The organism is Pantoea sp. X-Soil-MYKO-1785 (assembly GCF_059730675.1).
The window spans coordinates 573,965-594,158 of record NZ_AP036001.1; the positions used below are offsets into that span (position 1 = coordinate 573,965).

Here is a 20,194-nt window from a genome sequence, read left to right on the forward strand (position 1 = left end):
GCGTTGACTCAGTGTGATTTCACCAATCTTCCGATGGCCGGTTTCACAATTTCCAGAAATACGTCAGCGTTATTAAAAGCACGCGCAGAGATAATGGCACCATGTACCGTCGCCATGAGCGATTTAGCTTCAGTGGCTGCATTTTCCCGCAGAGTAAATACGCCGCTCTTCTCGCCTCTGCTCATTACGCCAGTGAGCCAGTCCGTGAGATCGGCAAAATGACCACTGACTTCCTGAGCCACTTCTTTGGGTAAAACCGGTAATTCAACAGCCAGCGTCACACAAATACAGAAAGGGGAGTTGTTCTCTTTTATGCAGGTTGCCCAGAAGTTTACATAGCTGTTTATTTCGCCCAGCGCATCTCCGACGAAATGCTGACTGGTAGCTGCCATTCCTGCCTGTGCCTGCTGACGATAGTCACTGACAACCGCCTGAACCAAACCCGCTTTACCGGGGAAATGGTGATGAATACTGGACTTGCGAATCTGAACCCGTTCCGCTAAATCAGCATAGCTGAAGCTGTTATATCCACCGGAGGTAAGCAGTTCCCGGGTATGGTGCATAATTTCTTCGGCTTTCTGTGAACGTTCTGTACTCATCCGGGCTCCGGCAGCAAAAATAAAAATAGCGTGAAATCTCTAAACGGCCCTGAACCTACTGACCGTCAGCCGGGTTGTCAAGAGCCCCTGACGTGGAGCTTTTGCGGATACCCGCCATACTGCTGAATACGCCATCGCGCAGGATCAACGCGTGAAACAGCGCAGCGGCAAGATGTAAAAGGACGGTCACGAACAGCGCCAGTGCTACCCAGCTGTGAAGCGGCCGCAGCAGCGCCCAGGTGTCGTTGCTTACCGGAATAATGGGCGGCAGCACCAGATGACCCAGCGTGACAGGATAGCCCGCCGCCGACAGCATCGCCCAGCCGAGCAGAGGCTGAGCCAGCATCATGGCATACAGCGCCCAGTGTGAGAGGTGCGCTAATGCTTTCTGCCAGCCCGGCAGCGTGGCCGGAAGTGCAGGCGTCGAGGTAGTGAACCGGATCCACAGACGAACAATGACCAGAACTAAAATCATCAGGCCCAGCGGCTTATGAATGGCAACCAGCAGGCCGTGCAGGGACGAAACCGTAGACACCATCGCAACGCCAATAAACAACATGGCCATAATGGCCGCCGCCATCAGCCAGTGGATGACCCGCAGGGCCGGGTGAAATCTGTTATGCCGTTTCATCAGTGAGTTTCCGCCTGTTCATGAGTGCGTGCATTGTAAGATTTGGCGTAAGCGGATGACCGGGCATTCAGAAGCGGGTCATCTGAGGCAGTAATGCCATCCGGTAAAATCAGCGGGTCAAAATTAATGTCATTACAGGCACCCTGCTGCTGTGGCGTCATTTTGTTAATGGTCAGCGTGCCAGCATTGATCTTCTGACGATCGGCTGCCCAGTCAATCGATGCGTCGTTGCTTTTATCATGCGGGCCTGCAACGGTGATAATCAGGTCCCATTTCTGCGGCCCCTGCGCCAGCCGCTGCTCAAGGTCGCGCTGAAGGAAATCAGTGTTTTCTTTCTCTTTCTCATCCAGCGGCTGATAGTCGGCGTGTGGCACCATACTCCAGCGCACCAGATGTGAGTGGCCTTCTGGATCAATAAAATTAAATGCGTTCAGGCTGTTAAAGCGATCGCGGGTCCAGCCTGAAGAGGGCACATATTGCTTTGCCCAGGCAAAGAACGTTTTGATTTCCGGATGCTGCTGCACAAAAGCCTGCATTCTGGCAGGGTCGCGTTTACCGGTTTGTGCGTCCGGCAGCGAGGCTATCTGGAGATCGTAAAATCCCTGTACGCTCTGCACCGGAAAAAACGGCATCGCATTCATACCGGTGCGCCACTGCTCACCATTTTTCTGATAAAACGCCAGCGCCATACTGCGCACTGGTACCGCATAATCGGGCGCATTCGGATTGCCGCCCGCAATAGCTAAACGGCCTGTCACAGGCGTGTCGCCTGGCGCGAAAAGAGCCGCACGCGAAAGGAAACTGGCGTTACCGTTAGCAGCAAAATCACCCAGAATACAGACGCCTTTAGCATGATTGCGGCGATAGCCCGGATGGTGGCCGCCAGATTTTTCTAACGTTGCCACCAGTTTGTCGGACGTCAGCCGGCTGGTCTCCAGCCACCCGCCAGCCCACAGGAACAGAACAATCAGCAGCAAAGGGACCAAGGCAATAAGCGCCAGGCGCACTATTATCTGACGGACTGTAAGAGAACGTTTATGCATGAATATACTCAACATGGCAGAAGTTAGAGTTATCGCTCATCCCATTATCTTTTACATGTGATAACAGGCTGACTTTCTAAGATACGCAGGGCGCTTTCAGTAAATCTACTAGTAGGTAGGCTGGCATGTCAAAGCATGATTGCGCTCTTTTTAAACCTGCCGTGCTTTTGCCGCAGCAAAGTGCTGTAGCGATGACAGAGAAAATGCCATAGCGATTACAGGGGTACTTTTCGGCCCCTGCCGGGAAGCAGCAGTAAGATCTCCGGCATCGTTACGGAGATCATTTTCGGATTCAGCAAAGAAATGCCGGTAAAGCACGCAGCGTTTCCTGCGGATTTTCTTTCGCATTAAAGTGGCCGCCGGCAACTTCCACGTCTACATCCTGCCAGGCCCCGGTGCCAGGTTTCTGCACGGCGAAGAGGCTCAGGGGAAAAAACAGAACGCGAAAGGATGAACAGGGCACGGCCCCGGAACGGAACGGCACGGTGCCGGGCCGGTCCTCAGCGGCCACATCCTTTTGTGGCCTGTGAACGCCCGCTGCAGGGGTTGACCTGGCTGTTGCCATCAGACACTAGCCGTCAGACCCGAACCCCGCAGGGATTCGGCGGAGCTTACCGGCCCAGCCGGTTAGCTCAGTGGGGCTGACTACCCGACCGTGCCGGGGAGCCGGAGGGGGCCATCAGGTTGTTGACACCAATGTCCGCTAAGTGCCACAGGCGGACGTTATTCCGATAACAAAGAGCTGAACAATAAAGAATATCATTAGCTAAACATCAGATTTTTAGTATATCAATGACGACTCTCAGTGCCGGCGACACATTGCGGTGAGGATAATACAGGAATGAACCTTCCAGGCGCTGGCTGTAACGTGGCAACGCCCTGATAAGATTGCCTTGCTCTAAATCATCAGCGACCAGTTCCTCCGGGACATAAGCCAGCCCCAGCCCCAGTCTGGCTGCTTTTGCTTCCATGTAGCTGTCGGAAAAGGCCCACTGGCCTTGTGGTCGGTGCGTTATTTTTTTACCGTCCTGAAGGAGTTCCCACTGATAAAGGCTTCCATCGGCAAACTGGTAGGCGATACAAGGATGAATCACTAAATCAGCCGGTGTTTGTGGAAAGCCATAGCGACGAAAATGCTCGGGCGTACCTACAACCACCATCTCCATGTCAGGTGTAATACGCACCGCAACCATACCCTGTCCTACCTCCGGCCCCAGCCGCACACCGGCATCATATCGCTCAGCGATAATATCGACGAACCGGCTCTCACTGATGAGTTCAAGCCTGATATCAGGATAACGTTGCTTAAATAACGCCAGCTTCGGTAACAGAACTTTATCAATGGCATGCTGGCTGGCATTGATGCGTACCGTACCGGACGGGGTATTCCGGTAATACGCCAGCGTGGCAAGCCCCGTATCTAACGCATCAAATCCAGATTCTGCTGTCTGATACAGTTGCTCACCTGCCTGTGTTAACGACAGCCTGCGCGTAGTGCGAACCAGCAGCTGTATACCCAGCCTTTCTTCAAGTTCACGGACAGAACGACTAACGCCTGATTGTGCAAGTCCAAGACGTTGTGCAGCTGCAGTGAAACTGCCCTCCCGCACCACCTGCATAAACAAGTAGAGCTCATTATAGTTTTCCCGTTTCGCCATCGGCGCGTCCTCAGAATATCTGGCCGCCAATGATGACGGCTGCAGCCCTTCATTTATAACAATATGATATTAATCCTAGCAATTTTCACCCTCTAATCAGCACTATTTTTGCTAACTATAATGAGCGCATTGCATCAAAGCACAGCAGTACTGTCCGTATGAAACCTGTACCTCACTTTTCTTTTCAGGGGAATTTAAATGAATGTTTTCACCAGAAAGCTGACAGCCGCGCTACCCGCCATGCTGCTATGCGCATCATTAAGTGGAGTGACAACAATGAGTTATGCTGATATATCTAATCCGAACTCGCCTGTTTCAATGGTGGAAAAATGGGATAAAACCTTTGCAGAGAGCGATAAGGTTGATCATCGCAAGGTGACATTCCAGAACCGTTACGGGATCACATTAGTAGGGGATCTATACCTCCCCAAAAATCGGGGCGAACGTAAACTGGCTGCGATTGCATTAAGTGGTCCTTTCGGTGCGGTCAAAGAGCAATCAAGCGGCCTGTATGCACAGACTCTGGCCGAACAGGGATTTGTTACGCTGGCATTCGATCCTTCTTACACGGGTGAAAGTGGCGGCTATCCGCGTAATGTCGCCTCTCCGGATATCAATACTGAGGACTTTAGCGCGGCGGTTGATTTCCTTGGACTACAAAAAGAAGTGGATCGCCAGCGTATTGGATTACTCGGTATTTGCGGCTGGGGGGGCATGGCGCTCAATGCGGCGGCGATGGATACACGTGTAAAAGCCGTTGCGACCAGCGTGATGTACGATATGAGTCGGGCAATGGGACATGGCGTTGGAGATGGTAAAGACCGTTATTCAACAGCCGATCGCCGTGCCGTATTACAGTACCTGAACGAGCAGCGCTGGAAAGATGCTGAAAGCGGAACTATCGCCCGCGGTAGTCACGATATTAATGTGGATAAGAATGGCAGCGTAAGCGCTTCTGAGCGAATTCTGCCGGAAACATTACCCGCGAATCCACACCCGGTACTGAAAGAGTTCTTTGATTATTACAGAATGCCGCGCGGCTTCCATGAGCGTTCTGTTAACTCGACTGGCGCATGGAATGCAACGATGCCTTTGTCGTTTATGAATATGCCACTGCTTAGCTACGCAAATGAAATCACCATTCCTGCGTTGATTGTGACCGGTGAAAAGGCACACTCGCGCTATTTTGCAGAAGATGCCTTCAAAGCGGTTGGCAGCACTAAGAAAGAACTTGTTATCGTCCCCGGCGCAAACCATGTGGACTTATACGACAACGCGGCCGGTAAGATCCCTTTTGCCAGGTTTGAACAGTTTTTCAAAACCAGCTTAAGATAAAAACGCGGCTCAGAATCGGTTAAAAGCCACCTGTAATACCCAGGTGGCTTTGATTCTGGATCTATCCCGACCTGATGTTACATAGAATTCTTATAATATCGCACTTCATTCTCACCCACTCTGCTCGTTATTCCATAAATAGCGTTTGTTTCGTTTATGCCTGAATAAGGTCGGGCGCTATTCACAGATTCTGCTAATAGTCATCATGCGCTATTAAAGATCACAATAGATACCGGGGCGAGCCTGACAGCAGAAGATAAATATTATGACAGGATACGCAATGGTATCCCGTCGGCATTTCTACATTGTTCCGATTTAAATTTATTACCGATCGGCGTCAGTTAAGGCTTCAGGATAACCTTGGTCCATCCCTCATCGCGATCGTCAAAGTGCTTATATCCCTCAGGCGCCTCAGCAAGCGAAAGACGGTGTGAGATTATGTCGCCCGGGCTGGCTTTACCCTGATGAATTAAACGGGCCAGCTGACGATTATAGGCTTTGACGTTTGCCTGACCGGTGCGGATTGACTGTCCTTTAAACCAGAAACTGCCGAAATCAAACGGCATCTTCCCTTCTTTGGCAAGGTCTGATGCAGCGCCCGGATCCTGAGGGATAAATACACCAACTACACCAATGCCGCCGGTTGCTTTAGTTGACGCAACGAGGCTGTTCATGGTGACTGAATTGTCTTCATGGCCATGTTTGTTACAGCACTGATAGCCCACACATTCACAGCCACAGTCGGTGCCGCGTCCGTCAGTTAAATCGAGAATTGTTTGCACGGCGTCATCGCCGGTCGCATTGATAGCCGTCGCCCCCAGTTTCTCTGCCAGCGCTAAACGGTCCTGGTGTGTATCCACCACAAAGACCTGTGAAGCGCCTTTTATAATGGCTGAGTGTGCGGCCATCAGACCCACCGGCCCCGCGCCGTAAATGGCTACACTTTCACCAGGCTTTAATCCGGCGAGTTCTGTCGCATGCCAGCCGGTCGGGAAAATGTCAGAGAGCATCACATAATCATCTTCTTTTTCTACTGCGTCAGGCGGAAGCACCAGGCAGTTAAAGTCCGCAAACGGGACCCGAAGCAGTTCCGCCTGGCCACCTTCCCACGCGCCCATTTCAGCAAATCCGTAGGCCGCGCCCGCAGTACCGGGATTGGCGGTGAGGCAAAAACCGGTCAGACCTTTTTCACAATTCTCGCAAAAACCGCATCCGACATTAAATGGCAGACAGACATAGTCACCGACCTTAACACGTTCCACTCCTGAGCCAATTTCAACTACCTCACCCAGGTTTTCGTGCCCCAGAATACGTCCCTGCTCAAAGCTGGTCCGACCTTCGTACATGTGCAAATCCGATCCACAAATATTGGTGGTGGTAATGCGGACAAGCACATCTGTGGGGCGAACAATTTTTGCATCCGGCACGTCTTTTACTCTTACATCATAGGGGCCGTTGTAAATAACTGCTTTCATGATCTTCTCCTGCTTGCGGCCGGAAAGGTGTGGCTGCCCGGCCGGGTGAATGTCAATTAAGCTTAGCTGCCATGATTGATAACGCGATCGACAGCACGGCGATCGGGATGTTTCTTATCGGATACGTTGAGGACTGCTGGCGGGGGATGACGGTCAAAGCCAGCCGGGAAAAGATCAGGATGATGCCGCATCAAGCCGGGCGGCAGCAGCCGGTAGCGTTGCGGGTATATTTGCGTGAAGCAGTTATCAATTATCGGCAGCGGTCTTAGCCGCAGCTTGAAGATAAAGACCCAATTTATCAAAAGGATGAGTTGTTTTAAATCAGGCCAGACTTTGCCTGATTCACTGCCAGAACCTTATCAGAGAGCAACTTCCCGGTAGATGCAATCTTAGCTAAAACCCTGGACTCGCTTAGCCTGGCACCCTGGATATGGGTGTCTGTGTCCCCTTCTCTCTGCGCTACGTTAAGGCTGGAATAAAAAATATCGCTTCCGGGTCCCCGTCATCGAGATTGTCGACCTGACCGCTGGCGATAAATCCGGCGTTCAACAGCAGCCGCTGCATTGGCAGGTTAGAACGATTGGTGGAGGTGAACAGCTTCGGGTGCTGGCAGCGGGACCTCAACGCTGCAATCAACGCCAGACCGATCCCCCTGCGGCGGTAGTGTTCCCCTACCATCAGCATTTCAATAAAGCCGCAGCCGAAGAAATGGTAGTTCAGCACGCCATATCCCATCGCTATCCCCTGCTGTTCAGCAATATAACAGACAGACTGGGCACACCAGCTGCGGATTTGCGCCGCACGTTTTGGCTGGTGCTGGGCAACAGAGTCGATAGTCATCAGAGATATAGCATCGTTTTCAGTGGCCAGGCGAACACGCATATTCAGTCTCCCTCTCTTTAATTGACTGCAGTGCAGCCTTAATAAAACGGCAATCCCGAACAGATTTTTTAATTTCATGCGGGATTTTACAATCCCATAAGATGGTTCGTTAACCCTAATCATCCCAGAGAGGCAGGGTTCATTTTCTGAAAGTTATCGTTAACCGGATATTGGGCCACCATATCTCTACCTCATAAACCCACCATATTTGCCAAATTTAGTTATATGCAGGGTGACAGCATGTTCGCTTCACGCTCGTTGCTGCCGGATGGAGCTGTTGCAACTGCTTTTTCACAGCGACCTGTATTGGCGCTTTGGCCAAACATCTGCGGCGAGTCGAATAGATCCCTGCAGTGCCGGCGGTCGTTTCGCCTGCCGATCGTCGTTTGACTCATTATGTTATATCGATCACTTTTTAATAACGGCGTTCAGCAACGGCTCGGTTTGCTGTCAGTGGTAATACCCTCTGTATGTTGCTGCTAAAACGGGTTATATGAAACAAACGGAGAGCTGTATGAATAATAAGCACGTATTGCTGGTCGGTGCTGCCGGCGTAGTGGGCTTTGCCGCTCATGATTCCTTCCAAAAAGCGGGCTGGCAAATCACTACCCTTGGGCGTTCGCCGCACAGCCCTCACCCTTCTCCTCATATCAGCGCTGACCTGACCTCTTCCGAAAATCTTAATCAACACCGGGAAGCGTTTGAAACGGTGACGCACATTTTTTACGCGGCATTGCGTCAGGATGCCAATCCGGGCGTGGAGGCGGATATCAATGCGCTGATGTTTGAAAATCTGATCGGCGCGGTGCGCTCGTCAGGCAATTCGCTGAAACATATTATCTTTATTCAGGGCGGAAAGGTTTATGGGGCCCATCTGGGCGTTTACCGCACCCCGGCGCGGGAAGAGGACAGCCGTCATTTTCCGCCGAACCTCTATTTCCGGCATGAGGACTATGCGAGAAAGATTGGCGATGAAGGCATCGGCTGGACTGCACTGCGCCCGGATATTGTCATCGGTCACTCATTCGGATCGCCGATGAACCTGGGAAATTTGATCGGCGTATACGGAACAATCTGCCGCGAAACCGCAACCGCCCTGCATTTTCCCGGTCCGGATGACGCTTACCGCAATACCCTGGTGAACATCACTGACAGCCGCATCCTCGGTGAAAGCGCTGTCTGGGCTGCCGAAAAGGCCAGATTCGGCGCATTCAATATCACCAATGGCGACGTGTTTCGCTGGTGTCACGTCTGGCCGAAACTGGCTGACTGGTTCGGCGTTCCGGTTGGCGAGGCGCAGCCTGTCTCGCTTAGCGAACGTCTCAGCGCGCTTAAGCCTCTCTGGTCATCCATCGCCGACAAGGCGCAACTGCAGGAGCGAGATATCGATAAACTGGCGTTAGGTGGTTTCGGTGACTTTATCTTCCATGTTGAGAAAGATGCCATCTTTGACGTCACCAAAGCGCGTCAGGCAGGGTTTAACGCCATGATCAAGCGCTCCGATGAGGTGTTGATTGAACATCTGGATGCGATGCGAAGCAGCAAACTTATTCCCTGATTTCTCAGGCAGCCCGTCATCTGGCAGGCTGCCGGCCTGCTCTCCAGGCCTGTTTCTAAACGGCGGAAGATTACACCAACCCATTGTTCCGGAAGCCAGGCGCACCGGGATGCGGTACGCCTGGCCGCTTCGCCGGATAAGTGTCCGTTATGTGCCAGAAGCGGACGCTGCTAACTTCATGTTAAGTTGATGTGCGGGAAGCAGGTCACCTCGAACAGTCCACAGCGCAAGATGTCTCTTTGCTTCCGGATCGGTTCTCTTGTGTGACTTGCTTAAGGTTGACCACGGTTCTCTTTGGCAAACAATTGAAAGCCTGAGGCTTAGATAACATAAAAAGCAATAGGCAGAAACAATTAAAATATTGGCTGTTTTTGCCGATAGTTCCAGGTAAATTAATTCCGGGTTTCTATTATAATGAAAAAATATTTATCATTTACTATCCTGAGTATCTCTTTATTAAGTGGCTGCTCAGCCTTTAATTATTCCGCGCCGCTTTATAAAGACCCCGTCGGTGAAAAAAGCAATCTGGCTCGAATCCGTTTTGTTGGGAATGTAACCGGCACATCGATATCGACTAAAGAGAACAGAGAATATCAACAGTTAGTGCCGCATACTTCATTTGGTTATTATAATGACACCCGAGATATTGGTATGCCTAAGATAAGTTATCGCCAGAATGATTATAAGAATTATTATTTTGAAGTATATGCAAAACCAGGTCAGACTATTTTCCATATTCTTACAGACAATACCGAACAGGGAAGCTGCTCAATGTCAGCGTTAGTTAATCTTGAGGCTGGAAAAGATTACGACGTGAATTTTGATGCACATGAACAGTTTACTAAATGTGTTTTCCACTTTAGTGAAATTGTAACCGATCCAGCTACAGGAGTGAAAATCCTTAAAGCTAAACCGTTTAAAAAAGAGGATTACTTTGCGACCAAATTCAATTAAATTAATCATTTATACTTTAATGCTGGCTTTACCTTTCGTGCAGGGCTGTATGTCTGGAGGCGTGCGCTCACATAATCTTCCGGAGACATTTTCTGAAAAAAAACCTCTTAGCAGTTGGTTAATTGCTGGAAAAACAACTAAACGGGAAGTCCTGAACCGTTTTGGGCCACCCAATTTTCCTGAAAATTTCAGTGAAGCCCTGAGCTGGCGCTATATCTGGAGTCAACAAAGCAGACTCGTAATAGTTCCGCTTTCGCCGAAAATACTCGGTCATGAACAAATTCTTACTTTATCTTTTACTGAGGATGGTCATCTGATTAATTATAAACTTGATGAGCAGAACCCTCACCTTCAAAAAGGTGATGATCCTAAAGGGGCATTTTTTTAAACACCCCAACCAGAGGCGTCTCCATCATAGCAATTGACCTGCTACCCTCTACTTGATACAACGCGGACTTACTGATGTCCGCTCTTCGCTCAGAGCGGACTACGCTGCGCAAGCATGTCCACTCTTTGCCAGAAGCGGCACCTCACAAAGCTGAGCCCTTTCCTGAGGTGGAGTCAGTCAAAAATAGCGCTGAAACGACGGTAAAATAAGTTGTGATTAAGTGGCAGTTATTTACTCAACTGTTAATTGACAAAAAAGCAGCATGTCGCAAAAAAAACTGATTCAAACGTTTTATGAAGCGCTGAACGGCAGAGTGTTGAAAATGTATCATTTTTAATTTTGAAATTCAGTTATCTAAACCAGCTGAAAAGATTTAATTTAAATTTTGCGTCATATTAATGCCGGTAATATGAAAGCCATTGTTATGATACAGTGCTTTGGCTGAGGCATTGTTCGGGGCTACTCTAAGTCCGACTTCATTGATGCCCATTTCTTTCAGCACTGTTTTCATTACGTTCAAGGCCAAACCGCCGAATCCACGACTGCGCCAGTCGGGATAAATGTAGAAATCACTTATCCACGCTGATGACCCGGTGAGGGACAGCCACAGAATGCCAATAATCTCTTCTGGTTCATCAGGGTGTTGAATACACCACAGCTGATTAGCTGGAGTCACAACGCCTTTAGTTAACACGGCATCAATAGATTCTATGGCTTTGGCTCGTGCTTTTTCAGGGCGATATTCCCGATTTCTTTGTAGATCCTGCGCATATTCATTGATGAAAAGAGAACGATAACTTTCGAATTCTTCTTCATTCATATCCCTCAGAGTAATCATGCTCTCTTCCCGATTAGGTAATTATGCACTGAAGATATCACCTGAAAGCGGGTTTTCAAGCGTCTCTGTTAAAAGAATTTTTTCTACCAATATCGACCACCGCTGATAATGTTGATATTTCAGAATAACCAGCAAAACTACACCAACTCATCATTACTAAGGTCCGCCCTTCGCTTATATCAGGCCGCTTTGTGCAACAAGAAAACGTTGTCTACGGAACGGTAGCATTTACATTATTCAGCTCATTAACGTGCGAACCGGCGCGAACCGATGACGCTGAGAATGATCCCTAGCGTCACCAGCAGCATCAAAGGACTCACCGTTTCCGAAAGCAGTAAGGCGGAAAGCCCGAGGCCAAAAAACGGCTGCAGCAGCTGCAACTGACTTACAGCCGTAATGCCACCGGTAGCTAATCCTCTGTACCAGAAAATGAAGCCGATCAGCATGCTGAAAAGGGAGACATAGCCCAGCGCCAGCCAGCTCTCGATGGTTATGGCATTGATATTTTCTGGCATCGTTACGCAGGCAGCCATCAGCATCAGCGGCAGGGAAATAATCAGTGCCCAACAGATGACCTGCCATCCACCAAGTTCACGTGAAAGCCTGGCACCCTCAGCATAACCCAGCCCGCAGACGAGCACGGAAGCCAGCATCAGCAGGTCACCGAACAGCGAAACCGAAGCATTTTGCGACAGAGCATAGCCGCCCACTAACAGACTGCCCAATGCGGAAAATATCCAGAATGGCAGTCGTGGTCGTTCTCCTGCTCTGATCACGCCAAAAACAGCCGTCGCCAGCGGCAGCAGTCCGAGAAATACCACTGAATGGGAGGAGGTTATATGCTGCAGTGCAATGGCTGTCAGCAGCGGAAAACCGATCACGACACCAGCCGCAACAATTATTAATGAGAACACCTGATTGCGCTGAGGAGGTTTCTGCCTGAAGAGCAAAAGCAGTGCAATCGCCAAAACGCCGGCAACAGAGGCCCGCATGAAAGTCAGAAAAAAAGGACTCATATCCTGCACGGCCAGGCGTGTAGCCGGAAGTGATCCGCTGAATATCAGCACCCCTAGAAAACCATTAATCCAGCCGGACAGCGAACCAGAATTAGCGTTATTTAAATCATTTGTCGCCACCACATCCCTCTCCTCAAGTGCTTATATCATCAGCCCGACGGTAAATTGACAGTTCCTATGCTAAGTCCCATGATTCAGGACGATCAAAAAATTGTCATAGGTACAACTCATGAAGGTGCGCTATAAAGCTGTCGTGGATGAATATGCCGCTGCGATCCGCAACGGCAACCTTCCAGCCGGTACACGGCTTCCAACCCACAGAGCACTCTCAGTGGATAAAGGCATCTCCCTTGCCACTGCAACCCGCGTTTATGCAGAGCTGGAAGCCATTGGCCTTGTGCGCGGAGAAACAGGCCGCGGCACCTTTGTCCGGGATATCTCGTTACCTGCTGGCCAGGGTATTGATCAGCTGGCATTGGCAGCTGATGTGCTGGATCTCAACTTTAATTCCCCTTCACTGCCAGACCAGAAGGAACAACTGCGCGATTCACTGCGCCAGCTGGCTGCCACTGGCGATCTCGATTCGCTGCTGCATTACCACCCTCATGCCGGAAGAAAAAACCATCGGGATATCATTGCAACCTGGCTGGCAACTGCTGGCATTGCGGCATGCGGGGATGATTTGCTGATTGTGAACGGTGCACAGCACGGTCTTACCGTCGCAGTGATGGGTTTGCTGAAACCCGGTGATGTGGTCGCTGTGGATGCACTGACCTATCCTGGTTTTAAAGCACTGGCCACGCTTTATCATCTGGAGCTTGTGCCTATACCCACCGGCGTGAACGGCCCTGACCTGACCGCACTCCGGCAAATCTGCCAAAGCAGGCGCGTCCGGGCGATCTACACAATGCCCACGCTGCATAACCCCCTGGGCTGGGTGCTGAACCACGCCCAGCGTAGTGAGCTCGCGGGTATTGCCCGGCAATTTGATTTGCTGGTGATAGAGGACGCGGCCTACGCTTTTCTGGTTAATCGCCCTCCACCCCCGCTGGCCCGTTATGTGCCTGAAAGGACGGTCTACGTTACCGGCTTTGCTAAAAATATCGCCACCGGCCTGCGTGTCGGCGTGGTGGTCTCTCCGGCTGGAATGCGACAGTCTCTCGAACGCGCTATCAGAGCCACGACATGGAATACACCCGCCCTTATGGTTGCTATTGTTTGTGGCTGGATTAAGGATGGAACGATAAAAAAAATGGAATCAATGAAGCGGCGCGATGCCCGGCAGCGTCAGGCCATTGCGCACGAGATAATGGGTGACGGTCAGTGGATAAGCCATGCCAGCGCTTATTTCATCTGGCTGCCCTTACCCGCAGAAGTCAGAGCTGAACGAATTTTGCATCGATTACTTGAGCAGCAGATATCTGTTTCAACCGCCGAGCCATTCAGTACATCATCAAATGTGCCGCACGCCATACGCCTGGCGCTCGGCTCGGTCAGCCTGGACAGGCTCCGGCCTGCCCTCACTGCGGTGAAGGAAACCATCAATTATGAAAAAGACATCTAGATAATGTTAAAAAGCTGCCTCTGCCTGATTACTGTGCTTTTTAAAATTAGCAATGTGCGCCTTTCGCTTATTTCGGATATGGGCACAGGCATCGTCAGTCCGCTTTGCGCGTGCCGGCCAGGTACGTCGCGCTGTGCCTGGTGACAGTCGATACTGCGCCAACATCAGACGTTGCCTGGGTCACGGTTTATTCAGCTATGTCGAACAGACCTTAATGCGATGAAACAAATACCGACGCTTGCTGTACGGGCGGAACGGCGAAGTGACGCTGCATGCGTTTTATCTCCTCAGCCGGCGGCAGCCCAAACAGGCGTTTGAACTCGCGATTAAATTGCGACGGACTTTCGTAGCCGACGGCATAACTCGCGGCGGCGGCAGTGATCTGCTGACGCACCATCAACATCCGCGCCTGATGCAGGCGTACCGATTTCACATACTGCATCGGCGGCATCCGGGTTATCGCTTTGAAATGGCTATGAAATGTCGGCACACTCATGCCGGCGTCCATCGCCAGTTGTGTCAGTGTTAACGGCTCAGCATAGGTCGCATGGATGCGCTGCAGCACTTTACCTATTTTGCCAAACTGTCCCTGCAGGGCCAGTGCGGCGCGCATTGCATTGCCCTGTGCGCCCGTCAATACGCGGTAATAAAGCTCACGCACCCGCGCAGGGCCGAGAATTGCCGCATCAAGCGGATTGTTCAGGACTTCAAGCAAGTGCAGCACGGCCGTTTTTACCGCGTCGTCCATCGGGCTAGACATCATGCTTTGCGGCGCGGCGGGAGGATGCGGGACATCATGTTGTTCAATCTGCAGCATCAGTTCCGCGGCCAGTTGAAAATCCAGATGCATATAAATCGCCAGCAACGGATGTTCTGCTGACGCCTCGGTTTCCATCACAAACGGCACCGGCACCGAAACTGCAAGATAATGCTGTTCATCATATAAATAAGTCTGCTGACCAAAATAGCCGCGCTTGCTGCCCTGGCAGACAATCACGATCCCCGGATCGTAAAGCACAGGCGTTCGGGCAAGCGGGCGATCGGCACGCAAAATTCTCACGTCAGGCAATGCAGTAAGGTTATACCCCTCCTGCGCCGCCAGTGCTTTCACTAAGGTCATCATCCCCGACATCACACCACCTCATAAAATCAGGCAAGAAAAAGAGAAGATACGGCCTGAAAATGCAGCAGAACATAAAATACTATGCAACTTCCACAGTTCAGGGGAGTTTTTTTATGACATCTGTAAAAACGATTTTAATCACCGGCGTCAGCAGCGGCTTTGGTCAGGCGCTGGCACAGGAAGCCCTCGCCGCAGGCCATCGGGTGGTGGGTACCGTTCGCACCCGCGAAGCACAGCAGGCTTTCGAGGCGCTCAATGTGCAGCGGGCTTTTGGCCGTCTGCTTGATGTCACCGACTTTGAGCGTATTGATAAGGTCGTTGGCGAGATTGAGTCTGACGTCGGTCCGATTGATGTGCTGGTAAACAATGCCGGTTACGGCCATGAAGGCATAATGGAAGAATCATCAATCACAGAGATGCGCCGCCAGTTTGACGTGAACGTGTTTGGCGCAGTGGCGATGATCAAAGCCGTGCTACCAGATATGCGCCAGCGCCGTCGTGGCCATATTATTAATATCACCTCAATGGGCGGTTTCATTACCCTGCCCGGCATCAGTTATTACTGCGGCAGCAAATTTGCACTGGAAGGAATATCTGAAACGTTAAGCAAAGAGCTTGCCCCGTTCAACATACAGGTGACAGCCGTGGCACCTGGCTCGTTTCGCACCGACTGGGCCGGGCGATCAATGGTTCGCAGCGTTCGCAGCATTCCGGACTACGACGCGTTGTTTGATCCTATTCGCCAGGCTCGTGAGGAAAAAAGCGGTAAGCAACCTGGCGATCCTGTAAAGGCAGCCCGCGCCATACTGGCAATCATTGAGAGCCAGACCCCGCCAGTGCATTTATTGTTAGGCAGTGATGCATTACATTTAGTGCGGCAAAAGCTCACGGCTTTAGGCAAGGAAATGGAACAGTGGGAAGCAATAACACGTTCAACGGATGGTTAATCCGCGACTGAAACAGTGAGTACGCTGGAACACGTAATATGGCCGGTCGTACTGACGGCCATTTCGCGCGGGCCACAGTGCTGATGCTTTTGCAGCACGGACTTCGCTTCGTGCGATTGCATCCGCCCTGCGCTCAACGCCGACCGTAACCCAACGGCAGAAGCTGAACTTGCCGTATACAATCTGACGCCTGGCAATCCTGTCGGTTAGTGCCCCCAACCGGCGTCCTTTTCTGGCCTGCCGCCGCACCGAAAAAGACTTTAAACTATTAATACTGTTACCCTTAGTGGTGTTTTTTTCCGGGAACGTTGAAGGACTGATTTATGAATACATCGTTATCACTGGAAGTACTGGGCCCACGCATCTGCATTATGGGACCCTCAAACAGCGGTAAATCAACGCTGGCTGATGCGATAGCGCGTAAAACATCTTTGCCTTTAATCCATCTGGATCAACTGCATCATCTGCCGGATTCAAAATGGGTCCCCCGGAAACCAGAGGATTTTTATCAGTTACATGCTGAGGCGGTGCAAAAGGAAAAATGGGTGATGGAGGGCAACTATACAAAATGCATACATCCACGACTCGAACGTGCCACAGGGCTAATCCTGCTTGATGTACCGGTGCCGATAGCGTTGCTGCGCTATATTCGCAGATGTTACTCATCAAAACCCAGAATCGGCGGGCTCAAAACCGGCAGGGAGAATGTTAGCTGGGAGATGCTCAAATACATTGCGCTTATTGCGCCTGCAAACCGCCTTCGCTACAGGACGCTGTTTGAGCAGATTACGATCCCCCGGCTAATGCTGACGTTACCCCGCGAGATTAACGCCTGCTATCAACGCTGGGATCTCAACAAATAGATGTTTCAGTAGTTGATGAGACTGAGCCGGTAAGGTCATTGGGTAATAACCAGAGAAGCCGGGCTTTGTGGTCATGCGATGGATGTCCTGTTTCAGAATCCAGTCCTGCGGCCAGCCTGATCGGTGCCTGCATCAGCGCAGTGTCTGCTCCACTTCAGCGCGCGCTTTAATAGTTGAAAACCGGTTTGCAGATATGCGCTGGTGCTCACGCCTGCCAGAACGGCCGCAGTTTAATCACCCGGATGGAGTCAGCCCGGGATAGTTCCTCATTGAACTCAGACTTCAGCTTTCCCTTCAGCATCAGCAGGCGGATGCCCGCCTGTAGCGACGCATATCATCAGACGTAACCCATCATTTTCAGCAGCGACTGCACCTGATTCATCGCTTCGGTACGATGCGACACGCCCAGCTTCTGATAGAGATTGCGGATATGGGTTTTGATGGTGGTGGACGCCACCGCCAGCTCGCCGGCAATTTGATCGTTGCTGTAGCCCGAATAGATCAAGCCCAGCACCTGCCATTCACGCTGCGTCAGCGGACTGGTGCGGATCAATTCCGGCACGTCAGGATGGTTGAGTAACCGGCTGACAAATCCCTCATCAAAATGGGCGAACTTGTGACGGTGGTATTTGTTAATCTCCAGCAAAATTCGCCGGGCACGATGGTTGTCCAGTTCATTAAGGGTGTTCAGCTGGATCAGCTGGCGCAGCTGCTGAGCCATCATCTCGCCTTCAATCACAAAATGGCTGATAAAGCCGGTACTGCGCGCCAGTTTCAGCGCCTCGATCAGCGTGCGCTGCGCGTCGGCTTTGCGATCGGTTTGCCAGTAAATCTGATTAAGCAGCAGCAGGTTACGGTTTAAATCACTCATTAACCGCAGGGCGCGGGCGTTTTCATTCAGCTCCTCCAGTACCACTTCCGCCTGGCTGACATCGCCGAGTAAGATCTGCGCCCGGGCGATATTGCGCCACTGTCCCTGCAGGAAATGGTTATTGGCGAAAGCCGGCTTCGGCGTTTGCCGCATCCAGTTGCTGGCGCTCTCGTTGTCGCCGGTCATCTGCCAGTAGATCACCCGCACTTTATCGGCGTTAGCGATCCAGTCGCTGTGCCAGTTGCCGTTATTCAGCAGGTTTTCCAGCCGGTTGAGGTAGCTACGCGCATTATCGAGATTGCCACGCGCCAGCGAGCACTGCACCAGCAGCCCCAGACACTGGATCTGCTGTTGCGGCTGAAAGCCGGTCAGTACCTGGATGCCTTCGCGTGCCGCCTGCTCTGCTTCCTCCAGCCGACCCCACGCCCACAGCAGCTGAGCGCGGATCCGCAGCAGAAACTCATGCAGCGGAAACTGCGCCAGATGCTGCTCATCGACCAGCACAAACGCCCGGCTCTGGATCTCATAGGCCGCCTGTAAAAAACCCTGGGCAAACAGAATTTCACTCTGCTGAATCAGGCTCCACAGCGCGTAATGCCAGACCTCATCGCGACGCGCCATCTGTTCAGTCTGGCGCATCAGGTTAAGTGAATTGTCTAAATCGCCTTTGCAATGCATCACCTCGCCGTGTACCGAGGTTGCCACAATGCGGCTGTAGTGACGGCTGGTGGGTAAAATATCCAGCGCCAGTTTCGCCAGTCGCTCCGCCTCATCGGTGTTGCCATCATTGATCGCCACCTGGGCACGCAGCGCATTAAATTCGCCGCGCAGCGCATCGTCAATCTCGCAGCGGCTGGCCTGTTCAAAGCGGGCCAGCAAGCTGTCCACTTCGGAAAAGCGATGCTGACTTTGCATCAGCCACGCCTGCAGCAGCACCAGCATTGGATTTTCCAGCATCATCTCCCACGGCAGCGCTTTCAGGGAGTTTTCCAGCAGCGGCAGTTCGCTCTGATTAAACAGCGTCCAGGCGTGCTTCAGCAGCACATCGCGTAGCATACTGGCATCGCCGGAGGCCAGCGCATGATGAATCGCCTCGCCGGGAAAGCCCTGTGCCATCCAGCTTTCCGCTGCGGCCCGATGCAGTGCCGGCAGCTCCGCCGCCAGCTCCCACTGACAGCGCTGGCGCAGAAAATTACCAAACAGCGGATGGTAGCTGAACCAGCAACCAGAATCGTCCATGCGCTGCAAGAACAGCCCCTGGCGCTCAATCTCTTCCAGCCGCATCTGTCCGTTCTCTTCGCGGGTAACACCGGCGATCAGCTCATCGTTCATTGAGCGCAGCAGCGCGGTTTTGAGTAAAAAATGGCGGGTCGGCAGGTCGACATTATCCAGCACCTCTTCCACCAGATAATCGGAAAGATGGCTGGCATTGATGCCGGAAAGACGCCGCGCCGAGTCATGTGCGGCACTGGCACCCTGGCGCGCCGACAGCACGATCAGCTGCAGCGCGGTGGCCCAGCCCGCGACGTCATCACACAGCTTGCCGCTCTCTTCGCTTTCCAGCGGCGCGGCCAGCCGGCAGTCGAAAAACTGACGCGCTTCCTGATGGGTAAACGCCAGCTGCTGGCTGCCGAGTTCGATCAGCTGCTCACGCACCCGCAGGTTAGCGATGCCGAGCTGCGGCAGATTTCGCGACAGCAGGATCAGGGTCAGATTTTCGGGTTGATGACGCAGGAAAAAACGCATCGCGTCGTGAATAACCGGATTGGTGATCAGGTGGTAGTCGTCAACGATCAGCCACAGCGGCTGCTGCCACTCCACCAGTTCTATAAACAGCTGTGAAAACAGGGCATTGAGATTAACGTATTGCCGCTTTTGCGCCAGTAATTCACTGCGTGGACAGCCGCCGTTGCTGGCCTGTTGCAGTGCAGCAATCAGGTAGTCGGCGAACCGCTCCGGCTGATTGTCACCCTCGTCTAACGAATACCAGCCAAGATGCGTTTTACCCGCCGCCCACTGCGACACCAGCGTGGTTTTGCCGTAGCCCGCCGGACTAGTGATCAGCACCAGCCGGTAATTGCCGGCGGCGGTCAGTTTTTGCAGCAATCTTTCACGGATGACGGTGCCTTCAAGGCGAACCGGGCGGCTGAGTTTTGAGGGAATTAGCATGGGCGCACGTTTCTCCATTCACGTCAAGCGCATCATTATTTTACGCTTCGTAATTATTCCTTACACGTTCATCCATTCGCCTGGCGAATGCAAGCAAACCCATTAACTAAACTTTACAAAAGCGCGCGGAATCACACTCCTGGCGCGCTTTCAGATTAGCCTCAGCCTCTCCACCCTCCCTATCCTCCTGGTCTAATTCGCTTCAGGAGGAGGAGCCGTATCTGTCGCACGGGCAAACTGGTGTCACATTGACCCATTGACTGTTCTGACAGGACACAAA

General features: G+C 51.9%; 18 protein-coding genes. 8 read left to right on the top strand and 10 right to left on the bottom strand.

The genetic code is table 11. From position 1 onward, the window contains the following. Positions 1 to 8 precede the first annotated feature (8 nt). The 4 genes from AC6I8D_RS22650 to AC6I8D_RS22665 all read right to left on the bottom strand — a co-directional run bounded on the left by AC6I8D_RS22650 (position 9) and on the right by AC6I8D_RS22665 (position 3,931). Positions 9 to 599: a TetR/AcrR family transcriptional regulator gene (locus AC6I8D_RS22650; RefSeq protein ID WP_061704200.1), complete on the bottom strand. Its 591-nt coding sequence runs from the start codon at positions 597 to 599 to the stop codon at positions 9 to 11. Between the two features lie 55 nt (positions 600 to 654). Then, complete coding sequence (locus AC6I8D_RS22655) at positions 655 to 1,230, bottom strand: cytochrome b (protein WP_061704199.1); 576 nt, start codon at positions 1,228 to 1,230, stop codon at positions 655 to 657. Further along, the gene (locus AC6I8D_RS22660) at positions 1,230 to 2,273 is read right to left on the bottom strand and encodes a catalase family peroxidase (protein ID WP_497820990.1); all 1,044 of its coding nucleotides are present in this window, start codon (positions 2,271 to 2,273) and stop codon (positions 1,230 to 1,232) included. The genes AC6I8D_RS22655 and AC6I8D_RS22660 overlap by 1 nt, the downstream gene beginning before the upstream one ends. A gap of 773 nt (positions 2,274 to 3,046) precedes the next feature. Next, positions 3,047 to 3,931, bottom strand: coding sequence for a LysR family transcriptional regulator (locus AC6I8D_RS22665; protein WP_312057410.1), 885 nt, complete (start codon positions 3,929 to 3,931; stop codon positions 3,047 to 3,049). 198 nt (positions 3,932 to 4,129) lie between these two features. Between AC6I8D_RS22665 and AC6I8D_RS22670 the strand changes: the two genes are divergently transcribed. Further along, a complete protein-coding gene (locus tag AC6I8D_RS22670; protein WP_497820991.1) occupies positions 4,130 to 5,266 on the top strand; it encodes an alpha/beta hydrolase in 1,137 nt (378 codons plus the stop codon). A gap of 341 nt (positions 5,267 to 5,607) precedes the next feature. Here the strand turns inward: AC6I8D_RS22670 and AC6I8D_RS22675 are convergent, their stop codons facing one another. After that, complete coding sequence (locus AC6I8D_RS22675; RefSeq protein ID WP_312057407.1) at positions 5,608 to 6,741, bottom strand: glutathione-independent formaldehyde dehydrogenase; 1,134 nt, start codon at positions 6,739 to 6,741, stop codon at positions 5,608 to 5,610. A 71-nt stretch (positions 6,742 to 6,812) separates the two neighbouring features. Here AC6I8D_RS22675 and AC6I8D_RS22680 point away from each other — a divergent pair, with 71 nt between their 5' ends. Then, on the top strand, positions 6,813 to 7,010 hold the full coding sequence (locus AC6I8D_RS22680) for a hypothetical protein (RefSeq protein ID WP_497820992.1): 198 nt from the start codon (positions 6,813 to 6,815) through the stop codon (positions 7,008 to 7,010). 190 nt (positions 7,011 to 7,200) lie between these two features. Here the strand turns inward: AC6I8D_RS22680 and AC6I8D_RS22685 are convergent, their stop codons facing one another. Beyond that, positions 7,201 to 7,623: a GNAT family N-acetyltransferase gene (locus AC6I8D_RS22685; RefSeq protein ID WP_312757616.1), complete on the bottom strand. Its 423-nt coding sequence runs from the start codon at positions 7,621 to 7,623 to the stop codon at positions 7,201 to 7,203. A 514-nt stretch (positions 7,624 to 8,137) separates the two neighbouring features. On the opposite strand from AC6I8D_RS22685, the gene AC6I8D_RS22690 reads away from it, so the two are divergent. From AC6I8D_RS22690 to AC6I8D_RS22700, 3 genes are all read left to right on the top strand, one after another. After that, on the top strand, positions 8,138 to 9,181 hold the full coding sequence (locus tag AC6I8D_RS22690; RefSeq protein WP_497820993.1) for an NAD-dependent epimerase/dehydratase family protein: 1,044 nt from the start codon (positions 8,138 to 8,140) through the stop codon (positions 9,179 to 9,181). Between the two features lie 414 nt (positions 9,182 to 9,595). Then, on the top strand, positions 9,596 to 10,135 hold the full coding sequence (locus AC6I8D_RS22695; RefSeq protein ID WP_312056458.1) for a hypothetical protein: 540 nt from the start codon (positions 9,596 to 9,598) through the stop codon (positions 10,133 to 10,135). A gap of 49 nt (positions 10,136 to 10,184) precedes the next feature. Next, positions 10,185 to 10,523, top strand: a complete 339-nt coding sequence (locus tag AC6I8D_RS22700; protein ID WP_497820994.1) for a hypothetical protein — start codon at positions 10,185 to 10,187, stop codon at positions 10,521 to 10,523. A 373-nt stretch (positions 10,524 to 10,896) separates the two neighbouring features. Here the strand turns inward: AC6I8D_RS22700 and AC6I8D_RS22705 are convergent, their stop codons facing one another. Continuing rightward, positions 10,897 to 11,361, bottom strand: coding sequence for a GNAT family N-acetyltransferase (locus AC6I8D_RS22705; protein ID WP_497820995.1), 465 nt, complete (start codon positions 11,359 to 11,361; stop codon positions 10,897 to 10,899). Positions 11,362 to 11,606: 245 nt separating this feature from the next. Then, entirely contained in the window at positions 11,607 to 12,497 is an 891-nt protein-coding gene (locus tag AC6I8D_RS22710) for a DMT family transporter (protein WP_312056462.1), read from the bottom strand. 109 nt (positions 12,498 to 12,606) lie between these two features. Here AC6I8D_RS22710 and AC6I8D_RS22715 point away from each other — a divergent pair, with 109 nt between their 5' ends. Beyond that, a complete protein-coding gene (locus AC6I8D_RS22715) occupies positions 12,607 to 13,941 on the top strand; it encodes an aminotransferase-like domain-containing protein (RefSeq protein WP_497820996.1) in 1,335 nt (444 codons plus the stop codon). Positions 13,942 to 14,152: 211 nt separating this feature from the next. On the opposite strand, the gene AC6I8D_RS22720 is transcribed toward AC6I8D_RS22715, so the two are convergent. Next, a complete protein-coding gene (locus AC6I8D_RS22720) occupies positions 14,153 to 15,073 on the bottom strand; it encodes an AraC family transcriptional regulator (RefSeq protein ID WP_497820997.1) in 921 nt (306 codons plus the stop codon). A 104-nt stretch (positions 15,074 to 15,177) separates the two neighbouring features. On the opposite strand from AC6I8D_RS22720, the gene AC6I8D_RS22725 reads away from it, so the two are divergent. Both AC6I8D_RS22725 and AC6I8D_RS22730 read left to right on the top strand, forming a co-directional pair. Beyond that, positions 15,178 to 16,011, top strand: a complete 834-nt coding sequence (locus tag AC6I8D_RS22725; RefSeq protein ID WP_031374380.1) for an oxidoreductase — start codon at positions 15,178 to 15,180, stop codon at positions 16,009 to 16,011. A gap of 323 nt (positions 16,012 to 16,334) precedes the next feature. Beyond that, positions 16,335 to 16,874 (top strand): P-loop NTPase family protein, encoded by a 540-nt coding sequence (locus AC6I8D_RS22730; RefSeq protein WP_497820998.1) that lies wholly within the window; start codon positions 16,335 to 16,337, stop codon positions 16,872 to 16,874. Between the two features lie 337 nt (positions 16,875 to 17,211). Here the strand turns inward: AC6I8D_RS22730 and malT are convergent, their stop codons facing one another. Beyond that, positions 17,212 to 19,914 (bottom strand): HTH-type transcriptional regulator MalT, encoded by a 2,703-nt coding sequence (gene malT, locus AC6I8D_RS22735; protein ID WP_312056448.1) that lies wholly within the window; start codon positions 19,912 to 19,914, stop codon positions 17,212 to 17,214. Positions 19,915 to 20,194: the final 280 nt, after the last annotated feature.

Bases quoted from the DNA above. Each gene is read 5' to 3' on its own strand.
- AC6I8D_RS22650 (WP_061704200.1), bottom strand. From the start codon at position 599: ATGAGTACAGAACGTTCACAGAAAGCCGAAGAAATTATGCACCATACC.
- AC6I8D_RS22655 (WP_061704199.1), bottom strand. From the start codon at position 1,230: ATGAAACGGCATAACAGATTTCACCCGGCCCTGCGGGTCATCCACTGG.
- AC6I8D_RS22660 (WP_497820990.1), bottom strand. From the start codon at position 2,273: ATGCATAAACGTTCTCTTACAGTCCGTCAGATAATAGTGCGCCTGGCG.
- AC6I8D_RS22665 (WP_312057410.1), bottom strand. From the start codon at position 3,931: ATGGCGAAACGGGAAAACTATAATGAGCTCTACTTGTTTATGCAGGTG.
- AC6I8D_RS22670 (WP_497820991.1), top strand. From the start codon at position 4,130: ATGAATGTTTTCACCAGAAAGCTGACAGCCGCGCTACCCGCCATGCTG.
- AC6I8D_RS22675 (WP_312057407.1), bottom strand. From the start codon at position 6,741: ATGAAAGCAGTTATTTACAACGGCCCCTATGATGTAAGAGTAAAAGAC.
- AC6I8D_RS22680 (WP_497820992.1), top strand. From the start codon at position 6,813: ATGATTGATAACGCGATCGACAGCACGGCGATCGGGATGTTTCTTATC.
- AC6I8D_RS22685 (WP_312757616.1), bottom strand. From the start codon at position 7,623: ATGCGTGTTCGCCTGGCCACTGAAAACGATGCTATATCTCTGATGACT.
- AC6I8D_RS22690 (WP_497820993.1), top strand. From the start codon at position 8,138: ATGAATAATAAGCACGTATTGCTGGTCGGTGCTGCCGGCGTAGTGGGC.
- AC6I8D_RS22695 (WP_312056458.1), top strand. From the start codon at position 9,596: ATGAAAAAATATTTATCATTTACTATCCTGAGTATCTCTTTATTAAGT.
- AC6I8D_RS22700 (WP_497820994.1), top strand. From the start codon at position 10,185: ATGTCTGGAGGCGTGCGCTCACATAATCTTCCGGAGACATTTTCTGAA.
- AC6I8D_RS22705 (WP_497820995.1), bottom strand. From the start codon at position 11,361: ATGATTACTCTGAGGGATATGAATGAAGAAGAATTCGAAAGTTATCGT.
- AC6I8D_RS22715 (WP_497820996.1), top strand. From the start codon at position 12,607: ATGAAGGTGCGCTATAAAGCTGTCGTGGATGAATATGCCGCTGCGATC.
- AC6I8D_RS22720 (WP_497820997.1), bottom strand. From the start codon at position 15,073: ATGTCGGGGATGATGACCTTAGTGAAAGCACTGGCGGCGCAGGAGGGG.
- AC6I8D_RS22725 (WP_031374380.1), top strand. From the start codon at position 15,178: ATGACATCTGTAAAAACGATTTTAATCACCGGCGTCAGCAGCGGCTTT.
- AC6I8D_RS22730 (WP_497820998.1), top strand. From the start codon at position 16,335: ATGAATACATCGTTATCACTGGAAGTACTGGGCCCACGCATCTGCATT.
- malT (WP_312056448.1), bottom strand. From the start codon at position 19,914: ATGCTAATTCCCTCAAAACTCAGCCGCCCGGTTCGCCTTGAAGGCACC.